This is a genomic window from Mesorhizobium sp. RCC_202 (genome assembly GCF_041355295.1).
In the GTDB taxonomy this organism is placed as follows: Bacteria; Pseudomonadota; Alphaproteobacteria; order Rhizobiales; family Rhizobiaceae; genus Mesorhizobium.
In genome coordinates this window covers 150,763-174,734 of the sequence record NZ_JBFUPO010000011.1, presented here as the reverse complement: position 1 = coordinate 174,734, position 23,972 = coordinate 150,763, and the positions used below count along the sequence as shown (strand labels likewise).

General features: G+C 61.1%; 20 protein-coding genes. 12 read left to right on the top strand and 8 right to left on the bottom strand.

The features are described 5' to 3' along the window. Nucleotides 1-65: 65 nt before the first annotated feature. Nucleotides 66-863, bottom strand: a complete 798-nt coding sequence (locus AB6802_RS24320; RefSeq protein WP_371012726.1) for an alpha/beta fold hydrolase — start codon at nucleotides 861-863, stop codon at nucleotides 66-68. Nucleotides 864-976: 113 nt separating this feature from the next. Here AB6802_RS24320 and AB6802_RS24315 point away from each other — a divergent pair, with 113 nt between their 5' ends. The 3 genes from AB6802_RS24315 to galE all read left to right on the top strand — a co-directional run bounded on the left by AB6802_RS24315 (nucleotide 977) and on the right by galE (nucleotide 4,523). Continuing rightward, a complete protein-coding gene (locus AB6802_RS24315; RefSeq protein WP_371012725.1) occupies nucleotides 977-1,867 on the top strand; it encodes a LysR family transcriptional regulator in 891 nt (296 codons plus the stop codon). A gap of 593 nt (nucleotides 1,868-2,460) precedes the next feature. After that, a complete protein-coding gene (locus AB6802_RS24310; protein ID WP_371012724.1) occupies nucleotides 2,461-3,495 on the top strand; it encodes a UDP-glucuronic acid decarboxylase family protein in 1,035 nt (344 codons plus the stop codon). Further along, nucleotides 3,492-4,523, top strand: a complete 1,032-nt coding sequence (gene galE / locus AB6802_RS24305) for a UDP-glucose 4-epimerase GalE (protein ID WP_371012723.1) — start codon at nucleotides 3,492-3,494, stop codon at nucleotides 4,521-4,523. The genes AB6802_RS24310 and galE overlap by 4 nt, the downstream gene beginning before the upstream one ends. Nucleotide 4,524: 1 nt before the next feature. Here galE and AB6802_RS24300 read toward each other — a convergent pair whose 3' ends face one another. The 5 genes from AB6802_RS24300 to AB6802_RS24280 form a co-directional block, all read right to left on the bottom strand. Continuing rightward, nucleotides 4,525-4,944, bottom strand: coding sequence for a hypothetical protein (locus AB6802_RS24300; RefSeq protein ID WP_371012722.1), 420 nt, complete (start codon nucleotides 4,942-4,944; stop codon nucleotides 4,525-4,527). Between the two features lie 371 nt (nucleotides 4,945-5,315). Further along, nucleotides 5,316-5,822, bottom strand: coding sequence for a DUF995 domain-containing protein (locus AB6802_RS24295; RefSeq protein WP_371012721.1), 507 nt, complete (start codon nucleotides 5,820-5,822; stop codon nucleotides 5,316-5,318). A gap of 371 nt (nucleotides 5,823-6,193) precedes the next feature. Then, nucleotides 6,194-6,601, bottom strand: a complete 408-nt coding sequence (locus AB6802_RS24290) for a hypothetical protein (RefSeq protein WP_371012720.1) — start codon at nucleotides 6,599-6,601, stop codon at nucleotides 6,194-6,196. 250 nt (nucleotides 6,602-6,851) lie between these two features. Then, complete coding sequence (locus AB6802_RS24285) at nucleotides 6,852-9,266, bottom strand: sulfatase-like hydrolase/transferase (RefSeq protein ID WP_371012719.1); 2,415 nt, start codon at nucleotides 9,264-9,266, stop codon at nucleotides 6,852-6,854. A gap of 42 nt (nucleotides 9,267-9,308) precedes the next feature. Further along, the gene (locus AB6802_RS24280; protein ID WP_371012718.1) at nucleotides 9,309-11,195 is read right to left on the bottom strand and encodes a glycosyltransferase family 2 protein; all 1,887 of its coding nucleotides are present in this window, start codon (nucleotides 11,193-11,195) and stop codon (nucleotides 9,309-9,311) included. A gap of 557 nt (nucleotides 11,196-11,752) precedes the next feature. Between AB6802_RS24280 and AB6802_RS24275 the strand changes: the two genes are divergently transcribed. Beyond that, nucleotides 11,753-12,661 carry a glycoside hydrolase family 26 protein gene (locus tag AB6802_RS24275; protein WP_371012717.1) on the top strand — a complete coding sequence of 303 codons (909 nt, stop codon included), beginning with the start codon at nucleotides 11,753-11,755 and terminating at the stop codon, nucleotides 12,659-12,661. Nucleotides 12,662-12,790: 129 nt separating this feature from the next. Further along, complete coding sequence (locus AB6802_RS24270; protein WP_371012716.1) at nucleotides 12,791-13,309, top strand: DUF995 domain-containing protein; 519 nt, start codon at nucleotides 12,791-12,793, stop codon at nucleotides 13,307-13,309. Between the two features lie 39 nt (nucleotides 13,310-13,348). On the opposite strand, the gene AB6802_RS24265 is transcribed toward AB6802_RS24270, so the two are convergent. Both AB6802_RS24265 and AB6802_RS24260 read right to left on the bottom strand, forming a co-directional pair. Further along, complete coding sequence (locus AB6802_RS24265; RefSeq protein ID WP_371012715.1) at nucleotides 13,349-13,798, bottom strand: DNA polymerase III subunit chi; 450 nt, start codon at nucleotides 13,796-13,798, stop codon at nucleotides 13,349-13,351. 11 nt (nucleotides 13,799-13,809) lie between these two features. Further along, nucleotides 13,810-15,333, bottom strand: coding sequence for a leucyl aminopeptidase (locus AB6802_RS24260; protein WP_371012714.1), 1,524 nt, complete (start codon nucleotides 15,331-15,333; stop codon nucleotides 13,810-13,812). A 389-nt stretch (nucleotides 15,334-15,722) separates the two neighbouring features. Between AB6802_RS24260 and lptF the strand changes: the two genes are divergently transcribed. The 7 genes from lptF to AB6802_RS24225 all read left to right on the top strand — a co-directional run bounded on the left by lptF (nucleotide 15,723) and on the right by AB6802_RS24225 (nucleotide 23,962). Next, the gene (gene lptF / locus AB6802_RS24255) at nucleotides 15,723-16,919 is read left to right on the top strand and encodes an LPS export ABC transporter permease LptF (RefSeq protein WP_371012713.1); all 1,197 of its coding nucleotides are present in this window, start codon (nucleotides 15,723-15,725) and stop codon (nucleotides 16,917-16,919) included. A gap of 2 nt (nucleotides 16,920-16,921) precedes the next feature. After that, nucleotides 16,922-18,004, top strand: coding sequence for an LPS export ABC transporter permease LptG (gene lptG / locus AB6802_RS24250; protein ID WP_371012712.1), 1,083 nt, complete (start codon nucleotides 16,922-16,924; stop codon nucleotides 18,002-18,004). Next, the gene (locus tag AB6802_RS24245) at nucleotides 18,004-20,427 is read left to right on the top strand and encodes an LPS-assembly protein LptD (RefSeq protein WP_371012711.1); all 2,424 of its coding nucleotides are present in this window, start codon (nucleotides 18,004-18,006) and stop codon (nucleotides 20,425-20,427) included. The genes lptG and AB6802_RS24245 overlap by 1 nt, the downstream gene beginning before the upstream one ends. 166 nt (nucleotides 20,428-20,593) lie before the next feature. Continuing rightward, nucleotides 20,594-21,517 (top strand): SurA N-terminal domain-containing protein, encoded by a 924-nt coding sequence (locus tag AB6802_RS24240; RefSeq protein ID WP_371012710.1) that lies wholly within the window; start codon nucleotides 20,594-20,596, stop codon nucleotides 21,515-21,517. A 191-nt stretch (nucleotides 21,518-21,708) separates the two neighbouring features. Then, nucleotides 21,709-22,737 (top strand): 4-hydroxythreonine-4-phosphate dehydrogenase PdxA, encoded by a 1,029-nt coding sequence (gene pdxA, locus AB6802_RS24235; RefSeq protein ID WP_371012709.1) that lies wholly within the window; start codon nucleotides 21,709-21,711, stop codon nucleotides 22,735-22,737. A gap of 9 nt (nucleotides 22,738-22,746) precedes the next feature. Continuing rightward, a complete protein-coding gene (gene rsmA, locus AB6802_RS24230; RefSeq protein ID WP_371012708.1) occupies nucleotides 22,747-23,595 on the top strand; it encodes a 16S rRNA (adenine(1518)-N(6)/adenine(1519)-N(6))-dimethyltransferase RsmA in 849 nt (282 codons plus the stop codon). A gap of 73 nt (nucleotides 23,596-23,668) precedes the next feature. Beyond that, nucleotides 23,669-23,962, top strand: a complete 294-nt coding sequence (locus AB6802_RS24225; RefSeq protein ID WP_371012707.1) for a DUF1330 domain-containing protein — start codon at nucleotides 23,669-23,671, stop codon at nucleotides 23,960-23,962. The last annotated feature ends 10 nt before the right edge of the window (nucleotides 23,963-23,972 follow it).

Here is a 23,972-nt window from a genome sequence, read left to right as displayed (position 1 = left end):
ATCTAGCGCAAAAAACGACCGATAGCGATGTTCGCGAAGCTCATGCGGCTCGGGGCTCGCCCTGGTCAGCGCTTGTGCAAAAACTGCGTTACCGCTTCCATAAACTCCACTGGCCGCTCGACATTGAGCAGATGGACGCCGGGAAGCAGCAGCAGCTCAGCGCCGGGAATCGTCTCGGCAATCGCCTCGCTGTGGCTGGCGAGCGTCACCTTGTCATCCTCGCCGCCGATGACCAGCGTCGGAGCCTCGATCAGGGCAATAGGGCGGCGCAGGTCGCTGTCGCGCACGGCGGCGAAGCAGCCGGCCAGCCCTTGCGGCGACATGGCGAGGATCGCTGAGCGGAAGTCCTCGACGGTTCCGTTGTGACTGGCAAGCATGGCAGGCGGGAACCAGTTGCGCATGAACATGTCGGCCGTCGCCGAAAGATCATTGGCCGCTAGCACATTGCCTATCTGCTCGTCGAAATAGGATGCGGGGCCGAGATGCGGCGCGGTGTTGGAAAGGATCAGCCGCTCGATGCGCTCGGGCGCATGGACGCCCAGCCACTGGCCGACGAAACCGCCCAGCGACAGGCCCAGGAAATGCACGCGGGCAAGCCCCAGAAAATCGAGCAATTCCAGCACGTCGCGGCCGAGGCGGTCGAGCGAATAGGCGCCTGCCGGCGCATCCGAGCCGCCATGGCCGCGAAAATCATAGCGAAGCACCCGGAAGGACTTGGCCAGTTCCGGGACCTGGCCGTCCCACATATGCAGCGTCGTGGCGATGGAATTGGAAAGCATCAGCACGGGACGGTCTTGCAGACCGTCGAACCTGTAAGCGATGCGGGTGCCATCGCCCGCCGTGAAGTGAAGTGTGTCGGTCATCATGAGCCTCATCAGTTCGGCGTGTTGCGCCGTTGCGATGCGGCAAAGATAGGCCTGGCGACTATCGGAGAAAATTACTATGATCTGACAATCTCTGTAGGATTCTTCGACTAATGGATGGGCTGAAACTTCACGATCTGCGATGTTTCGATGCCGTCGCCACCCAGGGCAGCTTTCAGGCGGCGGCCGGCGTCCTGCATCGCACGCATCCTTCCGTCTTTGCCGCCGTCGCACGGCTGGAACAGCAACTCGGCCTCACCTTGTTCGACCGGGGCGGGTACCGGGTGAGCCTGACCGAAGAAGGCCGCCTCTTCCACGGTCGCGCACAACTGGCCTTGCGCGACTTCGAGCATCTGCAGGACTATGCGGGCCAACTTGCGAGCGGCGAGGAAACGGTCCTGCGCATCGTCGTGGGCGATGTCTGTCCGCGCCCGAAAGTCCTCGGCCTGCTCAGCCGCTTCTTTGCCGAGCGGCCGCGCACGCGCCTGCATCTCGATTATGAGGCGGTCAGCGGGCCGGTCGAGCGGCTGATGGACGGCGAGGCCGATCTCGTCTTCCATCGCGCCAACCCGTCCGACCCGCATCTTGAACGGATCGACATCAATGAGGTTGCCTTCGTGCCGGTAGTGGCGCCGGGCTTCCTACCCTTCGATCTCGGGCCCGACATCACGCCTGAGGCAATGCGACCGTTCACCCAATGCGTCATCCGCGACACGGCGCGAAAGCCCTCGCCTGAGAACTTCTTCATCATCGACGGCGCACATTCCTGTTCGGTGCCGGACCATATGATGAAGAAGGAACTTGTCCTGCATGGTCTGGCCTGGGGGCATCTGCCGCAATGGCTGATCGCGGACGAGTTGCGCGACGGGCGGCTGGTCTCGATCGCCGGCCGGCATATCCCTGGACGGATGGAGACCGTGGCCGCGGTGCGCCGGCGCGACAAGCCGCATGGGCCGGTGGCAGAAGCGCTGTGGCTTCACCTCAGGGTCGAAGGCGCGCTTTAGTCAGTCCAAGGCCATTTTATACACTTCACAGCCAGGCGGTGATCGGCATCGCCTGCCACAAGGGTGGAGTTTTTTAAATACAGTATATCTATCTATTATTTTGACTATGTATGTATTCCTTATAACGCTCTTATCCTTCTCATAGGCATGCGTTTCAATTTTTCTTACGAATACCTGTATTTATATCGCTTAATATATTCAATTCCGGCACCAGACCGCGAGACAGCGGGCCAGGTACGCGAGACCACGGGTCCGGAGCTATGATTAACCACTCACAAACGTTTGTGGTTAACGAATTGCTAATTTAGTTGACTACCGTCTCCACAGGTATATTTTACAACCGTTGGGATGTGCATTTGCGCGAGCATGGACGGTGGCAACATAGGTATCCTCAAAAATTCCAGGTCTCCGAAACGCTAAGCGGCAGCAATAGGCCGTACCGCGTCGGTCCTGCGAGCTCAAAAAGCAATTGACGCACGTCACAGATTGCGAATCCGCGCGAGCGGAGGGTCGTGTCACGTCCGCGAGGACGTGGCCGGGCAATGCTTTGTCTTGCCCGGTCGATGGTGTGCGCAGGGCGTAAGAGGAACACTATGAGTAGGGTTATCAAGGTTCTGAAACTTCGGGATGGGATCCATGGTACCGTCAAGCGCCGGCGTCGCGCCCTGGTCGCAGGGGGAGCGGGATTTCTGGGTTCGCATCTGTGCGAACGGCTGTTGGCGGACGGGTACGAAGTCGTCGCGCTCGACAACTTCCACACCGGCAAGAGATACAATCTAAACGCGATCCTAAGCCATCCGGCATTCAGATGCATCGAGCATGACATCGTCGACGCGCTGCCCGAGGACATTCCGGTCGAAGAAATCTACAACCTCGCCTGCCCTGCCTCCCCGCCGCACTATCAGGCCGATCCGATTCACACTTTCAAAACCAGTGTGTTCGGATCGCTCAACCTTCTCGAGCTGGCGCGGCGCCACAATGCCAAGATCTTCCAGGCCTCCACCTCCGAAGTCTATGGCGATCCGCTGGTTCATCCCCAGCCGGAGAGTTATTTCGGCAACGTCAACACGCACGGTCCACGGTCCTGTTACGACGAGGGCAAACGTTCGGCCGAGACCCTGTTCTTCGATTATTCGCGGACGTTCGGCATCGACGTCCGCGTCGCGCGGATATTCAACACCTATGGTCGCCGCATGCAGCCCGACGATGGCCGCGTGGTGTCCAACTTCATCGTCCAGGCTTTGCGCGGCGATGACCTGACCGTCTATGGCAGCGGCATGCAGACCCGCTCCTTCTGCTATGTGGACGACCTGATCGAGGGCTTTCTCAGGCTGATGAGGGCCCCGACGCCGCCGGCGCATCCGGTCAATCTCGGCAATCCGGCCGAATTCACCGTCATGGACCTGGCAAAACTGGTCGTCGATTACACGAACTCCCGGTCGCGCATCGTGCACCGGCCACTGCCCGTCGACGACCCCAAACAGCGCCGGCCCGACATCTCCTTCGCCAGGCAACATCTCGGCTGGGAGCCGACGATCGACCTGAGCCAGGGCCTTGCCCGCACCGTGGAATATTTCGACGCTCTGCTCTACGGCAAGCGTGCAGTCAAAAGAGCCGCCGTGTCGTGACGCCGCCCGCCATACTGGTAACAGGTGGCGCTGGCTTCATCGGCAGCCACACCTGCAAACGCCTGGCGGCGGCAGGGTACCTCCCGGTCGTCTACGACAATCTAAGCCGCGGCAATGAGAAAGCCGTCGCCTGGGGCCCGCTTTTCGTGGGCGATATCCGGGACAGACACGCGCTGGACGAGGCGATCGGCAGATATCGGCCGAGGGCGATCATCCATTTCGCGGCGCTTGCCTATGTCGGTGAATCCGTCCACGAACCCGCCGAGTATTATTCGACCAACGTGGCCGGTACCGTCGCGGTGCTCGACGCGGCCCGCGCCGCGGCGATCACGAACATCATCTTCTCCTCGAGCTGCGCGACCTATGGCGTGCCGCAGATGCTGCCGGTGCACGAGACTTCGTCGCAAAATCCAATCAGCCCCTACGGGCGCAGCAAACTGATGGGCGAGCAGATCATCGGCGACTATGCCGCCGCCTACGGCATGAAGTACGCCATCTTGCGCTATTTCAACGCCTGCGGCGCCGATCCTGACGGGCAGATCGGAGAGTGGCACTCGCCGGAGACACACCTGGTTCCCCGGGTGCTGATGGCGGCATCGGGTTTGATCGACGAGATCGAAGTTTTCGGCACCGACTACGACACACCGGACGGCACTTGCGTGCGCGATTATATCCACGTCAGCGACCTGGCCCGCGCCCACCTGAAAGCGCTCGAACATCTCGAAAGAGGCGGACAAAGCCTGGCGGTCAACCTCGGCACCGGACGAGGCGTGTCCATCAAGGAGATTGTCCAGGCGGTCAGCCGCGTGACCTCAAGGCCGGTTCCGGCTGTCTTTAGAACCAGGCGCGCGGGAGATCCGGCCGAACTCTACGCCGATCCGGGCAGCGCCCACGAGCAACTTGGCTTTGTGCCGGAGCTTTCCGACATCGACACAATCGTCAGGACGGCTGCCCCATTTTTCGGCCTGGAGGCGAACCCGGACACGCTGCCAGCCATCAGGACGGCAGCGGCCCTCGGCGCCCGATAGATCAATAAAGGCGCGCGTGGCAGTTCGCGAGCTGGCCAAATCCGCTTGGACCGCAGACATAGGGCGCGTTGCCCAGAAGCGGCCCATCATCGCTCACATTGAAAGCGGTGTTGACCAGCGCAGCGGCGGGGGTTTTGACCGGTTGCCGCGAGACAAAAGGGTGGACGCCTTCAGTCGTCGTGATGGAGGTAGTCGCCGTCGCCTCAATCGGCTGATCGATTCTAGGCGACCGAGCCATGAATGCGGCTTCAGCCGGCGGATTTGCATCGCCGAGAAAGTATACCGCAGGCTTCACGAGTGAATTTGTTTCTGTCGCATCCAGACTCTGACAACCAGAGACCAAAGATATAGATACCAAAGTCGAAACAATAACTGCACTATATTTATATACGCGAAATGTACCTATTGCGGAATTTCCCATCGCGTGTCCCCTGTTGTCAGGTATAGGCCAAGGCGAGATTCGACATACCATGCCCCCACCACATGTGTACCCGCCGCCGCTCATATGCACAGGAATATTAGACATTCCTCATTAAACGAATCGTTCCGAAGCTCCAACGTCTCGTCGCACATTTAAACGCAATTAATTGAAAATTAATTGAAAATCGGCGCCCTTGCATCTCCGGCGACCTGATATTTCAAGATTCGCAAATTTCCTGGCAGCCGCGCAAGAGGAGTCTGTTCTCAAGAACAGAGACGAATTTCCACCGGAAGGCACTTCGAGAACCGCCGACCACGTCACCGCGTCGTGTCGAGAATTCCTTCAAAGAGCCTTCTCAGCGCGGCCTCGACCTAATTTTTGGATTCGACCAGCTTGCGCGTCTCTTCGAGCTGCGCGCCCTTGGTGTCGCCTGGCTGAAAGTTCCGGTATTCGTCAGAGGAACCTAAGGGAGATTGCTTGAAGCTGTACCACTCCCCGTCCGGATCCTTGCGCTGCTCGATGTTGCGGCCGTTGATACGGTGGCTGTAGCAGCTGCGTTGCTCCTTGCCGCTATAGCTCTTGCCCCGCCAGGCAAGATCCATGCACATCTTGCCGTTACCCGTCACGATCCACTTGCCTTCCGCCACAAAAGCCGAATCCGTCCCCGACGTCCAAGCCCTGAGGGCTCGGCCATTCTGCCCGAAATAAGCCGCTCCATCTTTCCATATCCATGTGCGGTCGGCGTATAAAAGCGATAGCTCGTAAGCCGTTGGAACGCGGGCGGCATTCGCCTTGGCAGGTGCGCCGGCCTTGGCTGTTGCCGCGTTCGCCACTCCAGACAGGGCGAGTGGAGCACACAAAGCCAGCAGGATCGCCAACAGCAGGCGCCTTGCGGACCGACGGAACTGTTTGCTTTGCCGACGGCTAAAACCAGCCGGCGGCAACGGGATCGGAACTATTTGTGAAATTGGCGTTGGCATGTTTGTCCAGCCCCCAAGGCAACGCTACCAGCGCGTTGACAACCATGCGAACAATTAACTGCCGCGGGAACGGCGATGTCAACTGCCGTGGGGCGCGCTGGAGCACGCCAATACGAGACTTGCGCCCGGGCCGAAGGCGCCAACATTGCGGATCGGGGCGGGATCGGCGCGAGGCCGAGGCCCGCCCCGAGTGTTGCGACGACCCGCTGAGTACGAGCCTGCCGCTCGCAGCTTCGAGCGGAAGGCAATCTCACACTTTCCTGGAGTGCTTAGTAACGCGAACGGCAGCTGGCACGTTGGCCAAAGCCGCTTGGGCCGCAGATCCATGGCGAGTGGCCGATCAGCGGACCGGCGCTCCCCAGAGTGTAGGAAACCTTGACCGGCGCCGGCATGCGAACGCGCTGCGGCCGCACGAAGATCGAGTAGGCTTCTTGCCTGACGCGGGTCACGCTGCTTGTCTGAATGAGCTTCGTGCGGTGGATCCGGTGAAGCCGCTGCTTCTTGACGTAATGCACCTTCTTGCCAGTTGGCTGCATTGCCGTTTTGGCGCTGATGGAGGCTGTCTTCATCGCGTCCATGCTCTGGCATCCGGACACCATCATTGCCAGCACAATTGCAGCAAAAACAGGGGCGTATCTTTTACCGACGCCGACGCCACCATTCATGAGATTGTTCATTGCCATCCCCTGCCACTGAACACGCTACCAAAAATGCGAAACTACTTTATCGTTCCTTTATTTTCGCACTTCTGCAGCAGTTCATGCCGTTCATATGATGGCCTAATATTAGGACGTACTTATTAAAATTCATGCAAACGATATGGTGAGCAGTGAATTTCAGCACTGCGTCGAATACATTTAAAATTTGAACTATTCCCCCGCTGCGTTGCGCCGGGCGAAAACGCCTGCCCGGGAGACAGATGCGTGGCTAGCTGCATCCCTCGACAAAGGGACCATCGAACCACAAAGTCCCGTTGCCGTAGAGGCTGACACCATTATCGTCGACGGACCCAGCTTCCTTCTCATCCATGTGGAATTTGGCGCTGGCCTGAACCTGACCGTTCACCCTGATATCCTTGATGAACACGTTCCGATCGCCGCCTTTGCCATCTCCGGCCCACAGATCGTTGATGAAGCGAACCTCTATCCTCCTCGGATCAGGCACGCTGCTGATATCGATATCGAAGGGCTTGGTCTGAGAGGACGCCGCCTGCAGTTCAGCGACGATCGCTTTGGGTGTCGATGCTGTGCTTTCCTTGCCCGGAATATCGAAGCGGCCAAGCGACTTGCCATTCACAAGAACTTCAAGTGTCGGGGGACCCTGGTAGCTGGTGCCCGCCGCGTCGAACTCGAGGCTGGCAACCGAACATAGCGACTTGTCCTTCCTTTCCGAGGCAACCATCTCGGCGACCCGCCGCCTTTGCGACTGCACCCATTGGGCAATTGGTTGGATCAGGGCATCCCTGGCGCTCTCATCGCCGGCAAAAAGGTTGGATTTTTCTCCAGGATCGCTCTTGAGATCGTATTGTTCCAACTTGCCGGTCGAAGAGTTGAACAGGACTTTCCGGTCGTTCTGCCGGTAGCCGAACTGATATCCATTCCAGGGCGCGAAGAAGAAGGTGCGGTTCGGGCGCTGCTCACTGAACAGGCTGTGTCCCTGCCAGGATTTGGGGAGCGGATAACCAAGCACGTCAAGGATGGTCGGCGCCAGGTCGACGATTCCGCCAATCGAATGATCGACTTCGTCATGGAACAGCTGCCGGTTGATCAGGATCAGTGGAATGTGGACGTTCTCCTCATAGAGGGCGCTTGCATGAACATAGGTGCCGTGCTCACCGAAGGCTTCGCCGTGATCGCCGAGAATAACGACAAGAGTGGAATCCAGCTTTCCGGATTGCTTCAGGGAATCGAGAACCTCTCCAAGCGCGGCGTCGCCAATCTTCAACGCGGTGAGATAGGCATTGAACTTCTCGTCATCGGAATAGTGGCTTTCGGTTCCAGCTGTGGATGCGAGAGCGTGCGCCGAAAACATAGGATTGTTGACGATGTACGGGTAATGCGTCATCGCCGTGAACATGATCCCAAAGAACGGCTTGTCGGTTTTGACGTTCATCCAATCAGAGATCGACTGCGCGGAGCAAAAGTCGCTGATATAGTCGAAATTCTTCCATTCCTTGGTACTGAGTTTGAAAGTGGGTTCCGCGCACTTTTGCCCTCTGAAGTCCTGGACAACGTCGAGGCCCTTGTTGAGAAGAAACTCGTCAACGCGCTGGAAGCGCGAATCCGCGCTCCAGAAGAAGGCCGTGCGAAAACCTTTCGCCGACAATGTGTTGGAGATGGAATCCAGTCGCAGGTAAGGGTGGCTGTAAGTCATCCCGTAATACGAGATGTCGTTGTACATCGAACTGAAAAGTGAGAACAACGTGTAGTTGGTGGATGGCGCATGGGCATAAATATTGTCGAAGCGGATCGAACTGCCCGCATAGCTTTTTATGGTAGGCGTGACCGGGTACTTGCCTCCGAAAGTTTCCACATATCGCGCCGGCACCGATTCCATCATGAACACCAGCACATTCTTTACCGGGTTCGGTGAAGGTGCCTTGAAACGCGACGTTTCGGCAGGCCGCTCGCCGACCGTGGCGACGTCGGCTTCGTCGGCGTTCGTCTTCATCGTTAGAACGACCGGCGTTTCGTTGAACAACGCCGATGCCGCGAAATGAACGATCGGGTTCTCGATCTTTGCGGAAGGCAAGCCTTCCGCCCTTACATAGGATCGCGTGCCGAAGAGGGCGGCCGCGAAACAAAGCAAGACAGCCGCGAGCACGAACCGGTGCGCGGCAGGCCTAAGTCCCAATGAAAGCCTGGCAGCTATTTGCCCGAGCGCCAGCACCACCAGCACCGAGGCGGTGATGATCGCGAGATCGTGCAGATTGAAGGCATCGCCCATTGCATTCTGGGCGTCCGCGTTCTGGAGGAAATCGCCGTAGACAAGCCACTGAAAAGTAAATGGCTCGCCGAGGATCTTGACGAGATTGATGTTGGCGAAGCCCCAGCATAGGGAAACGGCTACCGTGACATAAAACAGACCGAGGATAGCGCCGGTCGCCAGCCGACTGGCCCTGACGCCAACCAGCAACAGCAACGTGACCGCGGCAAGGCTCGCAAGAAAAAGAAGGTCAAGGTAGCTCGACGCCACGCCTACGGGCACCGCTTTAAGGAAACCCTCGAACGTCGTTTGCGGGTCGACGACACTGCTTCTGAAAGACCCAAGAAGCAACCATGCAAACAACACGGTGAAAATGACGATCGCCCCGGCGCGAGCGAAGCGAGTGTGGTTGTCCAAGGATGGCTTCCCCGTGCGGTAAGGGCTTGTTGTACTGGTGGCTTATCTGAGACTATTGTTGTCCCAGCGTGGGTCGAAATAAAAGTTGCGTGAGCGGATGTCGCCCATGCCGGCGCCGGAAACGACGTAGGCGATCCTGACGATGCGCAAGCCGCCGGCGCCCTGCTGCAGGCCGTAAATACCCTCAAGCCCGCGGTCGTAGAACCCAGCCGCGGGGACGCCAAGCGCGACCAGTGCCAGTGATGCATGCAGGGCAAATTTCGCGGCGTTGGCGCGCAGCGATATCCTGTTCTCCGAGATGTGCCTGGCGATGACGACCAGCACCAGCAGGCCGTAGAGGAACGCGTTGAAGGTCGCGAACCAATAGAAGCCCGTCGCCTCGAATGGATGTTTCACCAAAAGCACTGGCAGGGCAGCGCCAACCGCCAGCGCCACATAAGGCGCAAAAGCGCGTGCCGGCAGCAGATGTTTCGGGCCGCTGCCCTTCGGCGTGACGCGGAAGTCGACAAAGGATTTGGTGACGTAGTCCCGGATTGCCGACAGCGTGCCCCATAGAACCCATGGCCAGCGCGCGAAGAACAAAAACAGCGTGCCTTCCCAGCTCAGCGTTTTCGCTGTCATCGGCCGCGACAGACCGAAGGCCTTCAGCACGATGACCAAGCCGACCAGCGCCAGCGAGTTCGGCAGATAGTAACAGACAAACTCGGCATACATGACATTGGCGAAGTTGCGCCCCGTAAGCAGAGCGTAGATCGGCATGGCGTACATCATCAGCGCGAAAACCGCGAAGAGCGGATACCAGAGCTGGCAGAACAGGAACTGAAACTTCAGCCGCGGCGGCAGCTTGTGGAAGTAGTGCGGCGTGTATTCAAGCAAGATGGTCATCAGGCTGCGCGACCACTGGAATTCCTGGGTGACAAGGTCGGCAAAGGTCTGCGGACCATCGCCATTGGCGATGGCGTCGATTGCATGCACGCCGCGCCAGCCGGCGGCATTGATCAGCATCGAGGTGGAATGATCTTCCGCCAGTTCCGGACCAAGGCCACCCGCCTCGCATAGCGCCCTTGTCCTGACCGCATAGTGCGAGCCGATGCAGAGCGGGGCGCCACCGCCTGTGTGGCCGGACTGCAAGGGACCATGGAACATGCCCTCCGGGAACAGACGTCCGCGCGCGGCCCAGCTTTCATCGGCATTGTTGTCGCAAATGCTGGGCGCCGAGACATAGCCCACGGCGGGGTCGGCGAAGGGGTAGAGGATTTCTCTCAGATAGGTCGGCGACGGCACATGATCGGCATCCATCTGGGCGACGAAGTCGTAGCGGTCATAGCCGTAGTGGTCGTAGAAGAAGGCGAGATTGCCTTCCTTGCAGCGGGTCCGGCGCGGCCAGGTCTTGCGGTGATAATCCTCGCGCCCTCGCCTGGTCGAAATCAGCACGCCATGCGCATTGCACCATTGAACGGTCGCCTCCGATGGATCCTCGTCGGCAAGCCAGGTATCGTGCGGGTAATCCTGCGCCAGCATTGCCTCCAGCGTGCGCTGAACGACGGCAAACGGCTCGGACGGCGCCTTGGTGACCACCATGGCGACGCGGGAGCCCTCCGGAATGGTGCGCAGCTTCGACGGCTTTCTGGATGCATGCACGTTGAGCAGGAAATACATCGGCATCAGCGTCAGCCATGCCAGCACGATCGTGGCGAAGGCATATGGCCCAACGTGCTCGACGTGGGCGGGTTTCAGCCACCATGACCAGAAGACGACAAGCGTGACGAACCAGAAGGCGAGACCAAGCCGCAGGATCAGTTGCTGGCGACCGGTGAGTACCGGCACAAGGTAAGGGCTTTCGGGGCATATGCCGGTCGGCGCCGGATCCGGCTTGCCCGATGGCCCTGTTTTGCCGCCGACAATGCCGGCATCCACTGATACGCCCATGCTACCCGCCGCCTTACGCATCCGGCTAAACCGGCTGAACCAACCCGGCTATAGAATCAGCGCATGCTAATGCGAAGTCAACCGGATTAAGCTTGCGTTAACCAAGCGTCTTCAGAACTGGTTAACCTAAGGCTTTGACTTCACAGCCCTTTGGCGCAATCGCGATGGCCAGGCCAGCGATCCTTCGCCGGCTTCGAAGAGGACGGCCCGACCGCCCAAGGCCAGGCTGTCAGCCCCGCCCGTTAACCCTGTCAAGAGCAACAAGGTTAAGTAACTGTTAATTACGCTTGACTCCAACGTGTCATAGGCCCTTATATCAGCAAGGGTTAATATCGTAACGTTGACGCGAATTTGTGAGTATCGCGGCGACCTTCTCTCTGGGTCTCAAGGCCTTGGAGAGATCACCTTTGTGGACGGCCCTGCGTAGAATGCGCCCGTCCCAGTCGCTCAGAAAACCCGCGGTTCACGTCGGCCGACCGATTGGTGGGTTCGCGTTCCGGTGACACCGGAACGCGTGGCGCTTCGACATCTAGTCATGTCGAAGCAAGGAGGCGGATATGAGATACTTCACTGCTTTGTGGTCAGCATTTCTGATCGGCGGCCTTGCCATGCCGGCTTCGCCGGGATCGCCCGCCGGTACGGATCCGGTACAGACGAATTCGGCGGCGTCGGCGTTCGGTTCTTACGACCCGTATGGGGATTTCACGAACGACAAGACGGCGAGCATCGAGGAGCTGTTCTTGCCCTGGGAAGACGTCGATCTATCGACGCTGCCGCTGGCCGATGCCTACGCCCTTCAACGTGGCCGCTCGCTGCTGATCACCATCGAGCCTTGGACCTGGTCCAAGGACTGGCGCATCACTCCGCCCGAACTGCGCGATGGCATATTGGGCGGCAAATATGACGCCAACATGCAGGCGATCTGCAGCCTGGCTGGACAGATGAAGAGCCCGGTCACCATCCGCTGGGCACAGGAAATGGAAGACAAGAACGGCCGCTTCACTTGGGCCAACTGGGCTCCCAAGGATTGGATCGCCGCTTACAAGCGGGAGGTCGATGTTTGCCGCAAGGTTGCGCCCGCGGCGAAATACATGTGGTCGCCCAAGGGTAGCGAGGGCCTCGAGAAATACTATCCCGGCGACGACTATGTCGATGTGATCGGCCTGTCGGTGTTCGGCCTGCAGAAGAAGGACAATGACGAAGTCGGCCGCGACCGTACCTTTGAAGAGACGCTGAAGCCGGGTTACGACCGCGTGGCGAACTTCAAAAAGCCTGTGATCGTGGCCGAGCTCGGCTATGTCGGCAAGCAGGAATACGTGGCGAAATGGGCGGAAGACTCGCGCAAGTCCTATGCGGAGTTTCCAGCTCTGACCTCGGTCGTCTACTTCAACCAGAAGGAAGTGTGGCCGTGGCTCGGAGGCTACGGGTTGCCCGATTGGCGGGTTACCCAGCACGTCCTGCCGTAAGGCGCGCAAAAGCAATACGTCCCGGCTTCGACCGGGACGGTCTCCCGGTCTTCAGTTCAAAAGTGATCCTTTTCCAGGGGTAACTCTGGAAGCGTTTGGCGTGGCGTGAATCATAAGCGGAGTAGAGTCGTGAAACGGGTATTGAGTAAGTTAGCCGGGGCAGCGATCGCTTGCGCCGTTTTTGTCTTCGCCTCACAGGCTCCTGTGATGGCCAAGACCGCGGACCGGATCGCCGAGCAGGCGAAAAAGGCCGCTGTCGTTCCGGACGAAGGCGTCTACAACATCTATCAGAACCATTCTTGGCTGTGGGGCAAGAACGGTGCCGGGTTCTTTGCCGTCAGGCAGCGGGCCTTCGACGCCTGGACCTCCGACAAGGGCAAGCAGGGCTATGGCGAGGGAATATGGTTCCTTCCCGGTGGCGGAAAGCTATGCTACCGCGCGACTTGGCACGGCTCCTGGGGCGCCTCGAGCTCAATGAGCTGTTTCGAACACCGCCAGGCAGGCAGGGTGATCTACCAGCGCAAGTCGCCAAACGGCGACTGGTACGTGTTCAGGAGTTCGCACCGCAATCGGGATGACGTATTTACGAAGGTCAAGTACGGCGACTACGTGACCCGGAAACAGAAACGGATCAAGGCAAGGCATTAGAGCCCCGGCCAACCGACAGGCCGTTCGGCTGCGATTGCGCTAGGCCTTGCGCTCCCACCTCCGGTCGGGCGTCTGCTGCCAATAGGTCACGGCGTGGCCGGCATTCTTCAACGTCTTCCAATGCGTGCGCGCGTCTTCGAGTTGCGCCGTGTCGTGGCCGTCGAACAGGAAAACCGCTCGCTCGTAGCCTGAAAGCTCGGGCGGCGCCGCGCCGTCGACCAGGAAGCGGATCTGCGCGGCGTTGGCATTGCCATCGCCCGTGGTGAGCAGGATCGGCTGCTCGGCCGGATGAGCCTCACGATCGGTGGCGTGCGCGAGGAAGGAATCGTCGCGGAAAATCCACAGATGCTGATCGAGCGCGTCGCGCCGCTCCTCGGTGCCGGTCTGCACCACCACATGCCAACCGCGATCGACGCTGCGCTCGAGCAGGCCCGGCAGCGCTTCTTCCAGCGTCGATTCGGTCAGGTGGTAGAACAGGATGTCGGCCATCCCCGGAAGCCCTACCCTTCGTAATGATCGCGCACAAGCCGGTCGAGAAGACGCACGCCGAAGCCGGAACCCCAGGACTGGTTGATTTCGCTCGACGGCGCGCCCATCGCGGTGCCGGCGATGTCGAGATGCGCCCAGGGCGTATCCTTGACGAAGCGTTGCAGGAACTGCGCGGCAATGATGGCGCCGCCATAGCGGCCGCCGATGTTCTTCATGTCGGCATTCTTGGAATCGATCAGCTTGTCGTATTCGGGGCCAAGCGGCATGCGCCACAGCCGCTCCTGACTCGCCTGACCGGCATTGAACAGCCGGCCGGCGAGTTCGTCATTGTTGGAGAACAGGCCGGCGTAATGCTGCCCGAGCGCGACCATGATGGCGCCGGTCAGCGTCGCCAGGTTGACCATGAATTTCGGCTTGAAGCGATCGTTGGTGTACCAGAGCGCGTCGGCCAGCACGAGGCGGCCTTCGGCATCGGTGTTGAGCACCTCGATGGTCTGGCCCGACATCGAGGTGACGATGTCGCCGGGGCGCTGGGCATGGCCGTCGACAGCATTCTCGACCAGGCCGATAACGCCGACGACGTTGGCCTTGGCCTTGCGCGCGGCCAGCGCATGCATCAGCCCGGTGACGGCGGCGGCACCGCCCATATCGCCCTTCATGTCCTCCATGCCGGAGGCCGGCTTCATCGAATTGCCGCCGGTATCGAAAGTGACGCCCTTGCCGATGAAGGCGACCGGCGCGTCCTTGGCCTTGCCGCCATTCCAGCGCATGACGGCCATACGGGCGCCGCGTGGCGACCCTTGAGCGACGCCGAGCAGCGAACCCATGCCGAGCTTCCTCATCTCTTTTTCGGTGAGGATCTCGACCTCGACGCCGAGCGCTTCCAACTGTTTGGCGCGGTCGGCGAATTCGATGGGACCGAGCGCATTGGCGGGCTCGTTGACCAGATCGCGCGCCAGCAGCACGCCGTCGATCACCGCCACCTCGTCGGCGAAGGCCTTTTTCGCGGCGGCCGGGTCGGCGCAATGGATCGTTACCTTGGCGGCCTTCGCGTCGATTTTTTTGGCGCCCGCGCCTTTTGCCTCTGACTGCCCATCGTCCTTGTCCTTCCTGGTCTTGTATTTGTCGAAGGAATAGCTGCGCAGCAGAATGCCGGCGGCAAGGCTCGCCGCCTGGCACCCATCGGGCTGCAAGTCCGGCAGGTCGAGGACGACGGCGACTTCGCTCGCCTTGCGCAGCGCGGCGGCAACGGCGCCGCCGAGCTTCAGCCAGGCATAATCATCGAGGCTCGCCGCCTTGCCGGCACCGATCGCCACCAGCCGGTCGAGGGAGGAGCCTTGCGGCGCCAGCACCTCGGCCGAACTTGCGAACTTGCCGGAGAAATCGGCGACCGGAAAGGCGCGGGCCAGCGCGCCGGCGGGATCGCAGGCGAGCGCTGCTTCGCCAAGCCCGCCGCCGTCGGCCGCAAATACGAAGGCGCTGCCTTTTTTGGGCGCGGCGAATTTGGCGAAGGCGATGGTGGGTCTCAACGTCATCAGGTCCTGCTTTCGGGGATGGCCGTAAGGTGCCGGCAAAGGGAATTTCTAGCGTGCAAGAGGTCGTGCAAAAGGTTCGGCAAGCGTGCGCGACATTTGGTCGTTTTCAGCCATTTGGCAAGACTTTGGCCAAAATCCCTGTCTATATCAGCGCCGTCGACGACAAAGGATTCGCCTCGGCACGACCTTAGTTTCCTGCCGCAACCTGCTGTTAACCATCAATGTTTTGCATTTCTTATCCATTGGCGCGGACACTCCGCCGCGCCGGGGCACGCGGTGTGGGGCGACAAACCGGAAGAAGCCGCCGATGACCCAGTTGTGCGCGCGCCGCCGGATCACTACTTTGTCGGCGGGCATGATGCCGTTCGGCAAAATCGAGAAAAGCCTTCATGAAGGTCGTTGAACGTTACATCATGCGCCGCGCGCTGACGATGTTCCTGGCGGCGCTGGTCTGGACGCTGGCGATCGTTTGGACCACACAGGTGCTTGCCAAGATCGACCTCGTCACCGACAACGGCCAGTCGGCGCTGACTTTCTTCGAGGTCGCCGCGCTCATCATCCCGTCGATCATCCCGATCGTGGTGCCGTTCGCGCTGGTGGTGGCGGTGGCGCAGACGCTGAGCGTCATGAACACCGATTCGGAGCTGGCGGTGCTCAGCGCCGCCGGCGCGTCGCGCTGGACGATCGCGCGGCCGATCCTTTTGCTGGCGATCGCGGCCTGCGCCTTTTCCTTCATCGTCGACAACGGCATCGACCCTTATGCCAGGCAGAAGAACCGCCAGCTGGTCGCAGCCTCGCGCGCCGATCTTTTGTCGCTGATCATCCAGGAGGGCACCTTCCGCAAGATCGACGAAGGCCTCTATCTGCAGATCGGCGAGCGGCTTCCCGGCAACAGGCTGGGCGGCATCTTCGTCGCCGATTCGCGCGAGGAAGGCGCCAGCCTCACCTACTACGCCAAGAGCGGCAGCATCGTCGAACAGAAGGGCGAGAAAGTGTTGATGATGAATGACGGCGTCATCAACCGCAAATCGGTGACCGGCGACCTCTCGGTCATCCGCTTCACCTCCTATGCCTTCGACATGTCGGCCTTCATGTCGGCGGCCAACGACATCACGCTGCTGCCCAAGGACCGGACGACGCAATATCTGCTCAATCCGAATCCCAACGACAAGATGTTCCAGCGCGACCCGGGCAGCTACCGGGCCGAGCTCAACCAGCGATTCGCCGAATGGTCCTATTCGCTGGTGTTCGCGCTGATCGCGCTGGCGGTCGCCGGCGACGCGCGATCGCATCGCGAGGCACGCATCAATCCGCTGATCACGGCAATCTCGATCGCGCTGTTCGTGCGGTGGCTGGGCTTCTTCGCCGCCGGCAAGGCGGACAAGGTCTGGTATTTCACCTATCTGCTTTACGGCATACCGCTCATCGCCTCCATCGTTTCGATCTGGTTCATCGTCTCCTCGCGCAGCATGGAGTTGCCGGCAGCGTGGGCCGACTGGCTTACCAATCTCGCCGGCCGCGCCAGCAGCAACTGGGCGGCGTTGAAGCTCTGGTTCGTCCGGCGCACTTCCGGCCAGGGAGCTTGACGATGGGCTGGACGCTGGGCCGCTATTTCTTCTTCCGTTACGTCACCATCACCTTCTGGTTCTTCCTCGGCCTTTTGGCGTTGGTGTTCCTGATCGACTTCACCGAGCTTTCCGGCCGCACCACCGGACTGCCGGGCTTCACCTACGGCACGGCTTTCGCGATTTCGGCGCTCAGGATGCCGATGATCATGCTGCAGACGGTGCCGTTCGTCGGGCTGTTCTCGGCGATGGCGACACTGGTTTCGCTCAACCGTCGCTACGAGCTGGTGATCGCGCGCTCGGCCGGGGTCTCGGCCTGGCAATTCCTGTTTCCCTGCTGCATCGGCGCGCTGATGTTCGGCGTGCTGTCGGTCGCCGTGATCAACCCGATCGCCGCGCACGGCTTTTCCTGGTCGGAGCAGATGGAAAACGGCCTCAGGGCCGGCAAATCGAGCACCGTCACCACCACCGAAACGCCCTGGCTCAGGCAGAAGACCGAATCCGGCGACACCATCATCGGCGCCCGCGCCATCCTCAATCAGGGGCTGGAGATGGCGGACGCGGTGTTTTTCATCCTCGACCCGCAAGGCAACATCGCCGAGCGCAAGGATGCCGCCAAGGCCTTCCTGCGCGACGGCTACTGGGAACTGCAGGACGTCAAGATCTTCAAGGGCGGCAATATCCAGACGCTGGCATCCGACAAGGTGCCAACCAATCTGCGGCCTGAATTCGTGCAGGAGCGACTGGCGCGCCCGGAAACCATCCCCTTCTATGAGCTGCCGCGCAAGATCGAGGTTGCCCGCTCCTTCGGGCTCAAGGCAAATGCCTTCGCCATGCAGTTTGATTCGCTGGTGGCGTTGCCGTTCCTTCTCGTCGCCATGACGCTGATTGCGGCAACAGTTTCAATGCGATTTGCGCGAATGGGGCAGTCGGCGACGATGATTCTGGGTGGCGTCGTGGCCGGCTTTCTGCTTTATGTCGTTTCGGTACTGGTCAAGGCATTCGGTGTCGCCGGATTCGTGCCTACAGTGGTGGCTGCATGGGTTCCGGTTGTCGTGGCTATGTTCTTTGGGGTGACGTTTCTGCTATACAAGGAAGACGGCTAGTGAGGGAGGCTGGATTGCGCAGCCATAGGCAGGCCGGTTTGGCACGCCTCTATGGGGCGACCGCCTTGGCATGTCTGCTTGCTTGCGTGGTGCCGGCGGTACCGGCGCTGGCACAGCAGATCACCGCCGCGCCCGTCCCATCCGGCTCGCAGATGCTGCTGGCCGCCGATACGCTTGTCTATGACAACGACAAGCATACGGTGACCGCCGTTGGCGCCGTGCAGATCGACTATGGCGGCAACAAGCTCGTCGCCCAGCGCGTGGTTTACAACCGCGACACCAAGCGCCTGGTCGCCAGCGGTGCGGTCGAGCTGATCAACAGCGACGGCACCAAGGTCAATTCCGAGCATATCGACATTACCGACGATTTCGCCGACGGCTTCGTCAACGCGTTGCGCGTCGAGACGATCGACAAGGCCTATTTCGCCGCCGAGAGCGCCGAGCGCATGGGCGGCGTGCTGACCACCTTCCACAACGGCGTCTATACCGCTTGCGAACCCTGCGAGGACAAGCCCAACAGCGCGCCGACATGGCGCGTCAAGGCGCGCAAGATCATCTGGAACGGCGAGAAGAAAACCGTCCGCTTCGAGAATGCGAATTTCGAATTCTTCGGTTTCCCGCTCGCCTATCTGCCGGCCTTCGAGATCGCCGACCCGACGGTGAAGCGCAAGAGCGGTTTCCTGCTGCCAGGTCTCGTCTTCAACGACCATCTCGGCACCGGCGTCAAAATCCCCTATTATTTCGCCCTCTCCCCGACCTATGACCTGACCGTCACCGGCAGCGGCTACACCAAGCAAGGCTTCATGGGCGAGGCCGAGTGGCGCCAGCGCTTCAACAACGGCCAGTACACGCTGAAGATCGCCGGCATCAACCAGAACGACCCCAACGCGTTCATCGATTCCGGCCGGCGTGTCGTCGATTCCGGCGATGCAGGCGATCCGAACAAATTCCGCGGCATGATGGGCACCAAGGGCCAATTCGCCATCAATGATCGCTGGGACTTCGGCTGGGACGCGCTGCTGCAGACCGACAAGAATTTTTCGCGCACCTACAACATCGACGGCTACACCGACACCGTCCACCAGTCGTCGATCTATCTGACCGGACTGCACGACCGCAATTATTTCGACATTCGCGCGATGCGCTTCGAGGTGCAGGAAGACACGCTGTCGAGCGACCCGACGGCGCGCGCCGCCAAGCAGCCCTGGGTGCTGCCATCGTTCGATTATGCGTATATCCCCGATATGCCGGTGGCCGGCGGCCAGCTGTCGTTCAACGTCAATGCCCGCGTCATCAGCCGCGACCGGCTCGACGCGGTGCTGGCCAACCCTCTTGACAAAGATTCCATCAACAATGTGCGCGGCATCGAAGGCCAGTCCAGCCGGCTGACCGCCGAAGCCGAATGGAAGCGCACCTTCACAACCGATGATGGCCTGCAGCTGACGCCGCTGCTCGCGTTCCGCGGCGATGCCGGCTATGTCAACGCCAATTCCGCGTCGATCGCCGCCGTCAACCAGATGGCGACGAATCTCGGCGAAGACGCGGATATGCGCACATCGCTCGCGCGCTACATGGCGACGCTCGGCCTCGAGGCGAGCTGGCCGCTGCTGTTCTCGATGGCAAATTCCAGCCACGTCCTCGAGCCGACCGCGCAGGTGTTCGTGCGTCCGAACGAGCAGTATGTCGGCGGGCTGGCCGTGCCTAACGAGGACGCGCAGAGCTTCGTCTTCGACGCCACCACGCTGTTCGAGCGCGACAAGTTCTCAGGCTATGACCGCATCGAAGGCGGCACGCGCGCCAATGTCGGTTTCCGCTACTCCGGCGCCTATGACAGCGGCTGGGGCACCAATGCGATCTTCGGCCAGTCCTATCAGCTCGGCGGCGAGAACTCCTTCGATGCGCCGGATCTGGTCAATGTCGGCGCTTATTCGGGCCTGCAGACTTCCAAATCCGACTATGTCGGCCTGGTCGGCTTCAACAGCCCGAGCGGCTTCTCCGGCTCGGTCAGCGGCCGTTTCGACGAACAGAGTTTCGAGGTCAGGCGCGCCGAAGTGAAGGCCGCCTATTCGGGCCTGCCGATATCACTCAGCGCCAAATACGCCTTCATCCAGGCGCAGCCCGACTACGGCTTCACCACCGATCGCCACGAGGTCACGCTCGGCGCCTCGGCGCATCTCAGCCAGAACTGGCGGCTGTTCGGCACTGGCACTTACGACCTCGAACAGAACGTGCTGGTCAATGACGGCGTCGGCTTTGCCTACAACGATTCCTGCTTCACCTACATCATGACCTACTCGCAGACCCGCGATATCGTCACCAAGGAAGTGTCGCAGAATATCGGCTTCAACCTGTCGTTCCGCACGCTTGGCGATTTCGGCTCCTCAACCAGCGCGGTCGATAAATTCCAGTCGAACTCGAATTGACGCCGCGGGCCTTGATTTGGCGTGTGATCCTTCGAAAATGACTTGATTCGCGGGTCATATGCCGGCGACATCGTTTCGCCGCATAAGATGGGCATGGGGTTGACCACACAGCGCATACGTTCGGAGGACGTGCGGCGCCATCGTGGTGGGAAAATGGGAAGGTGATATGAGGAAATACCTGTTTTCAGCAGGCTTCGCGCTGCTGGTGGCGGCAACCTCGGTTTCGATGGCGGCAATGACGCCACCCGCATTCGCCAGCGGGGTTAAATATATCGTCAACAACATGCCGATCACCACCGGCGACATTCAGCACCGCGCGGCGTTTTTGAAGCTGCAGCACAAGAAGGGCGATGCCGGGCAAGAGATGATCGAGCAGACGCTGCGGCTGGCCGAGGCCAAGCGGCTCGGCATCCGCATCTCCGACCAGCAGGTCGATGCCGCCTACCAGCGCTTTGCCTCGGGCAACAAGATGCCGCTGGCCAAGCTCGACGCCGTCATGACGCAGTCGGGCGTCACCAAGGAGCATTTCAAGGAATTCATCCGCGCGCAGATGGCCTGGAACCAGGCGCTCAGCGCCCGCTACCGTTCCGGTGACGGCGGCGCGGTGACCGAACAGGACGCGGTGCGGCGCATGCTCGATAAAGGCGGCTCCAAGCCGACCGCCATGGAATATATGCTGCAGCAGGTGATCTTCGTGGTGCCGGCTTCCGAGCGCAGCGCCACGCTTGCCAAGCGCAAGCGCGAGGCTGACGCCATGCGCGCGCGCTTCAACGGCTGTGCCACCACCCGCGAATTCGCCAAGGGTCTGATCGACGTCACCGTGCGCGATCTCGGCCGCGTGCTGGCGCCGCAATTGCCACCGGACTGGGCCGAGCAGATCAAGGCGACCAAGGTCGGCGGCGCGACGGTGACGCGCGAGACCGATCGCGGCGTCGAGTTCATCGGCATCTGCTCCTCGCGCGAGGTTTCCGACGATAAAGCCGCGCAGATGGTGTTCCAGGCCGAAGGCAGCAACGACAAGGACGCCGACGCGCTCAGCAAGAAATATGTCGACGAACTGCGCAAGAGCGCCAAGATCGTTGAACGCTAGAGCGTTTCACCGTTTCAAAGAAACGGCGAAGCGCTCTAACTCGTTGTTTTGACGCAATTCCGGACGGAAAGCCGCTCACACTTTTCCTGGAATTGCTCCAGGGTGGGTCACCGTTTCGCGAAAACGTCGAACCACTCTTTGATTTAACGCCACTCCTGGCGGAACGAACGGCCTGGCGCAAACGGCATAAGATGAGCAAGACCGATGCGCCGCTGGCGCTCAGTGTCGGCGATCCTTCCGGTATCGGACCGGAGATCGCCATTGTCGCCTGGCAGGCGGGCGACAGCGCCGGCGTGCCGCCCTTCTACCTGCTCGCCGACCCCGACCTGATCGAGGCGCGGGCGCGCCGGATCGGCGCCGCGGTGACGATCGCCGAGACCTTGCCGGGGCATGCGGCGCATCATTTCGCCCGGGCGCTGCCTATCGTGCCGCTCCATGCCCGCCATGTCGACAGTCCGGGAGAGCCCGATCCTGCCAATGCGGCCGGTACCATCGAGGCCATCGACCGCGCCGTCGCCGACTGTTTCGCCGGCCGCGCCGCAGCAATAGTCACCTGCCCGATTGCCAAGAAGCCGCTCTATGATGCCGGCTTCGGCTTTCCCGGCCACACCGAATATCTCGCGCATCTGGTCTCGCGCCACACCGGCGCCGAGGTGATGCCGGTGATGCTCTTGGCCGGGCCCGAACTGCGCACCGTTCCGGTGACCATACATATCCCGCTGGCGGATGTGCCGAAGCGGCTGACAACGGAGCTTATCGTCGCCACGGCGCGCATCACCGCCGCCGACCTTCGCGACCGCTTCGGCATTGCGCGGCCAAGGCTTGCCATTGCCGGGCTCAACCCGCATGCCGGCGAAGGCGGTGCGATGGGATCGGAGGATCTGGCCATCGTCCAGCCGGCCGTCGAGATGCTCAAGGCCGAAGGCATCGATGCGATCGGACCGCTAGCCGCCGACACCATGTTCCATCCGCGCGCGCGCGCCTCCTATGACGCCGCGCTCTGCATGTATCACGACCAGGCGCTGATCCCGGCCAAGACGCTGGCCTTCGACGAGGCGGTCAATGTCACGCTCGGCCTGCCCTTCATCCGCACCTCGCCCGACCACGGCACCGCCTTCGACATCGCCGGCAAGGGCATCGCGCGCGCCGACAGCCTGATCGCGGCGCTCAGGCTGGCGCGCCGGCTGGCCGACAGCGGCCGCCAAGCCGCGGCCGAATGAGGACGTGAGGTGAACGAGGGGCGCACGACCATCGACGGCCTGCCGCCGCTGCGCGCGGTGATCGAGCGCCACGGCCTGCAGGCAAAGAAGGCGCTCGGCCAGAATTTCCTGCTCGACCTCAATTTGACGAGCAAGATCGCGCGCGCGGCGGGCGACCTCGGCGCAGCGACCGTGATCGAGGTCGGACCTGGACCCGGCGGGCTGACCAGGGCGCTGCTGTTGAACGGCGCACGCCGCGTCATCGCCATCGAGCGCGACGAGCGCTGCCTGGAGGCGCTTGCCGAAGTCTCCAACCATTATCCTGGACGGCTGGAGGTCATTCCCGGCGATGCGCTGAAGACGGATTTTTCCGCACTTGCCGCCACGGCGGACGGCGCTCCGGTCAAGATCGTCGCCAACCTGCCCTACAATATCGGCACCGAGCTTCTGGTCCGCTGGCTGACGGTGGCCGACTGGCCGCCCTTCTACCAGTCGATGACGCTGATGTTCCAGCGCGAGGTGGCCGAGCGCATTACCGCCGGCCCGGAGAGCGATGCCTATGGTCGGCTCGGCGTGCTCGCCGGCTGGCGCACCGAGGCCAGGATAGCCTTCGACGTGCCGCCGCAAGCCTTCACGCCGCCGCCCAAGGTCACCTCCTCGGTCGTGCATGTGGTGCCGCGCGCCACGCCCCTGCCCGCTGACGTCAGAAAGCTCGGCCGCATGACCGAGGCGGCCTTCGGCCAGCGCCGCAAGATGCTGAGGCAAAGCGTGAAGAGCATGGGCGGCGAGGCGCTGCTCGCCCGCGCCGGCATCGACCCGACGCGCCGCGCCGAGACGCTCAGCGTCGAGGAATTCGTGCGGCTGACGAATTCGGTTTGATCGCCGCTGCCGCGGCGCTGGTATCCAGAGACTCGCGACATAGATAGGCAGGCGAAACAGCCTGGAGCCTGCGATGCCTGCCTATGTCATTTCCGACGTCACAATCCGCGACGAAGAGACAATCGAAATCTATCGAGCCCGCGCGGCTGCTTCCATCGCAGCGCATGGCGGACGCTACCTGGTTCGCGGCGGCGAGGTAGAGACGCTGGAAGGCAATTGGAAGCCCGGCCCGCTGATCGTCGTCGAATTCCCCGACATCGAAACGGCGCGACGCTGGTATCGCTCGGACGAATACGCAGCCGCGCTTGAGGTCCGCGATGCAGCGCTTAGCCGCAACCTCATTCTGGTCGATGGGATCAAGGTGTGATGCGCAACGA

What these genes read in the sequence shown, in the direction of transcription:
- AB6802_RS24320 (WP_371012726.1), bottom strand. Translation starts at nt 863, where the DNA reads ATGACCGACACACTTCACTTCACGGCGGGCGATGGCACCCGCATCGCT.
- AB6802_RS24315 (WP_371012725.1), top strand. Translation starts at nt 977, where the DNA reads ATGGATGGGCTGAAACTTCACGATCTGCGATGTTTCGATGCCGTCGCC.
- AB6802_RS24310 (WP_371012724.1), top strand. Translation starts at nt 2,461, where the DNA reads ATGAGTAGGGTTATCAAGGTTCTGAAACTTCGGGATGGGATCCATGGT.
- AB6802_RS24300 (WP_371012722.1), bottom strand. Translation starts at nt 4,944, where the DNA reads ATGGGAAATTCCGCAATAGGTACATTTCGCGTATATAAATATAGTGCA.
- AB6802_RS24290 (WP_371012720.1), bottom strand. Translation starts at nt 6,601, where the DNA reads ATGAACAATCTCATGAATGGTGGCGTCGGCGTCGGTAAAAGATACGCC.
- AB6802_RS24280 (WP_371012718.1), bottom strand. Translation starts at nt 11,195, where the DNA reads ATGGGCGTATCAGTGGATGCCGGCATTGTCGGCGGCAAAACAGGGCCA.
- AB6802_RS24275 (WP_371012717.1), top strand. Translation starts at nt 11,753, where the DNA reads ATGAGATACTTCACTGCTTTGTGGTCAGCATTTCTGATCGGCGGCCTT.
- AB6802_RS24265 (WP_371012715.1), bottom strand. Translation starts at nt 13,798, where the DNA reads ATGGCCGACATCCTGTTCTACCACCTGACCGAATCGACGCTGGAAGAA.
- AB6802_RS24260 (WP_371012714.1), bottom strand. Translation starts at nt 15,333, where the DNA reads ATGACGTTGAGACCCACCATCGCCTTCGCCAAATTCGCCGCGCCCAAA.
- lptF (WP_371012713.1), top strand. Translation starts at nt 15,723, where the DNA reads ATGAAGGTCGTTGAACGTTACATCATGCGCCGCGCGCTGACGATGTTC.
- lptG (WP_371012712.1), top strand. Translation starts at nt 16,922, where the DNA reads ATGGGCTGGACGCTGGGCCGCTATTTCTTCTTCCGTTACGTCACCATC.
- AB6802_RS24240 (WP_371012710.1), top strand. Translation starts at nt 20,594, where the DNA reads ATGAGGAAATACCTGTTTTCAGCAGGCTTCGCGCTGCTGGTGGCGGCA.
- pdxA (WP_371012709.1), top strand. Translation starts at nt 21,709, where the DNA reads ATGAGCAAGACCGATGCGCCGCTGGCGCTCAGTGTCGGCGATCCTTCC.
- AB6802_RS24225 (WP_371012707.1), top strand. Translation starts at nt 23,669, where the DNA reads ATGCCTGCCTATGTCATTTCCGACGTCACAATCCGCGACGAAGAGACA.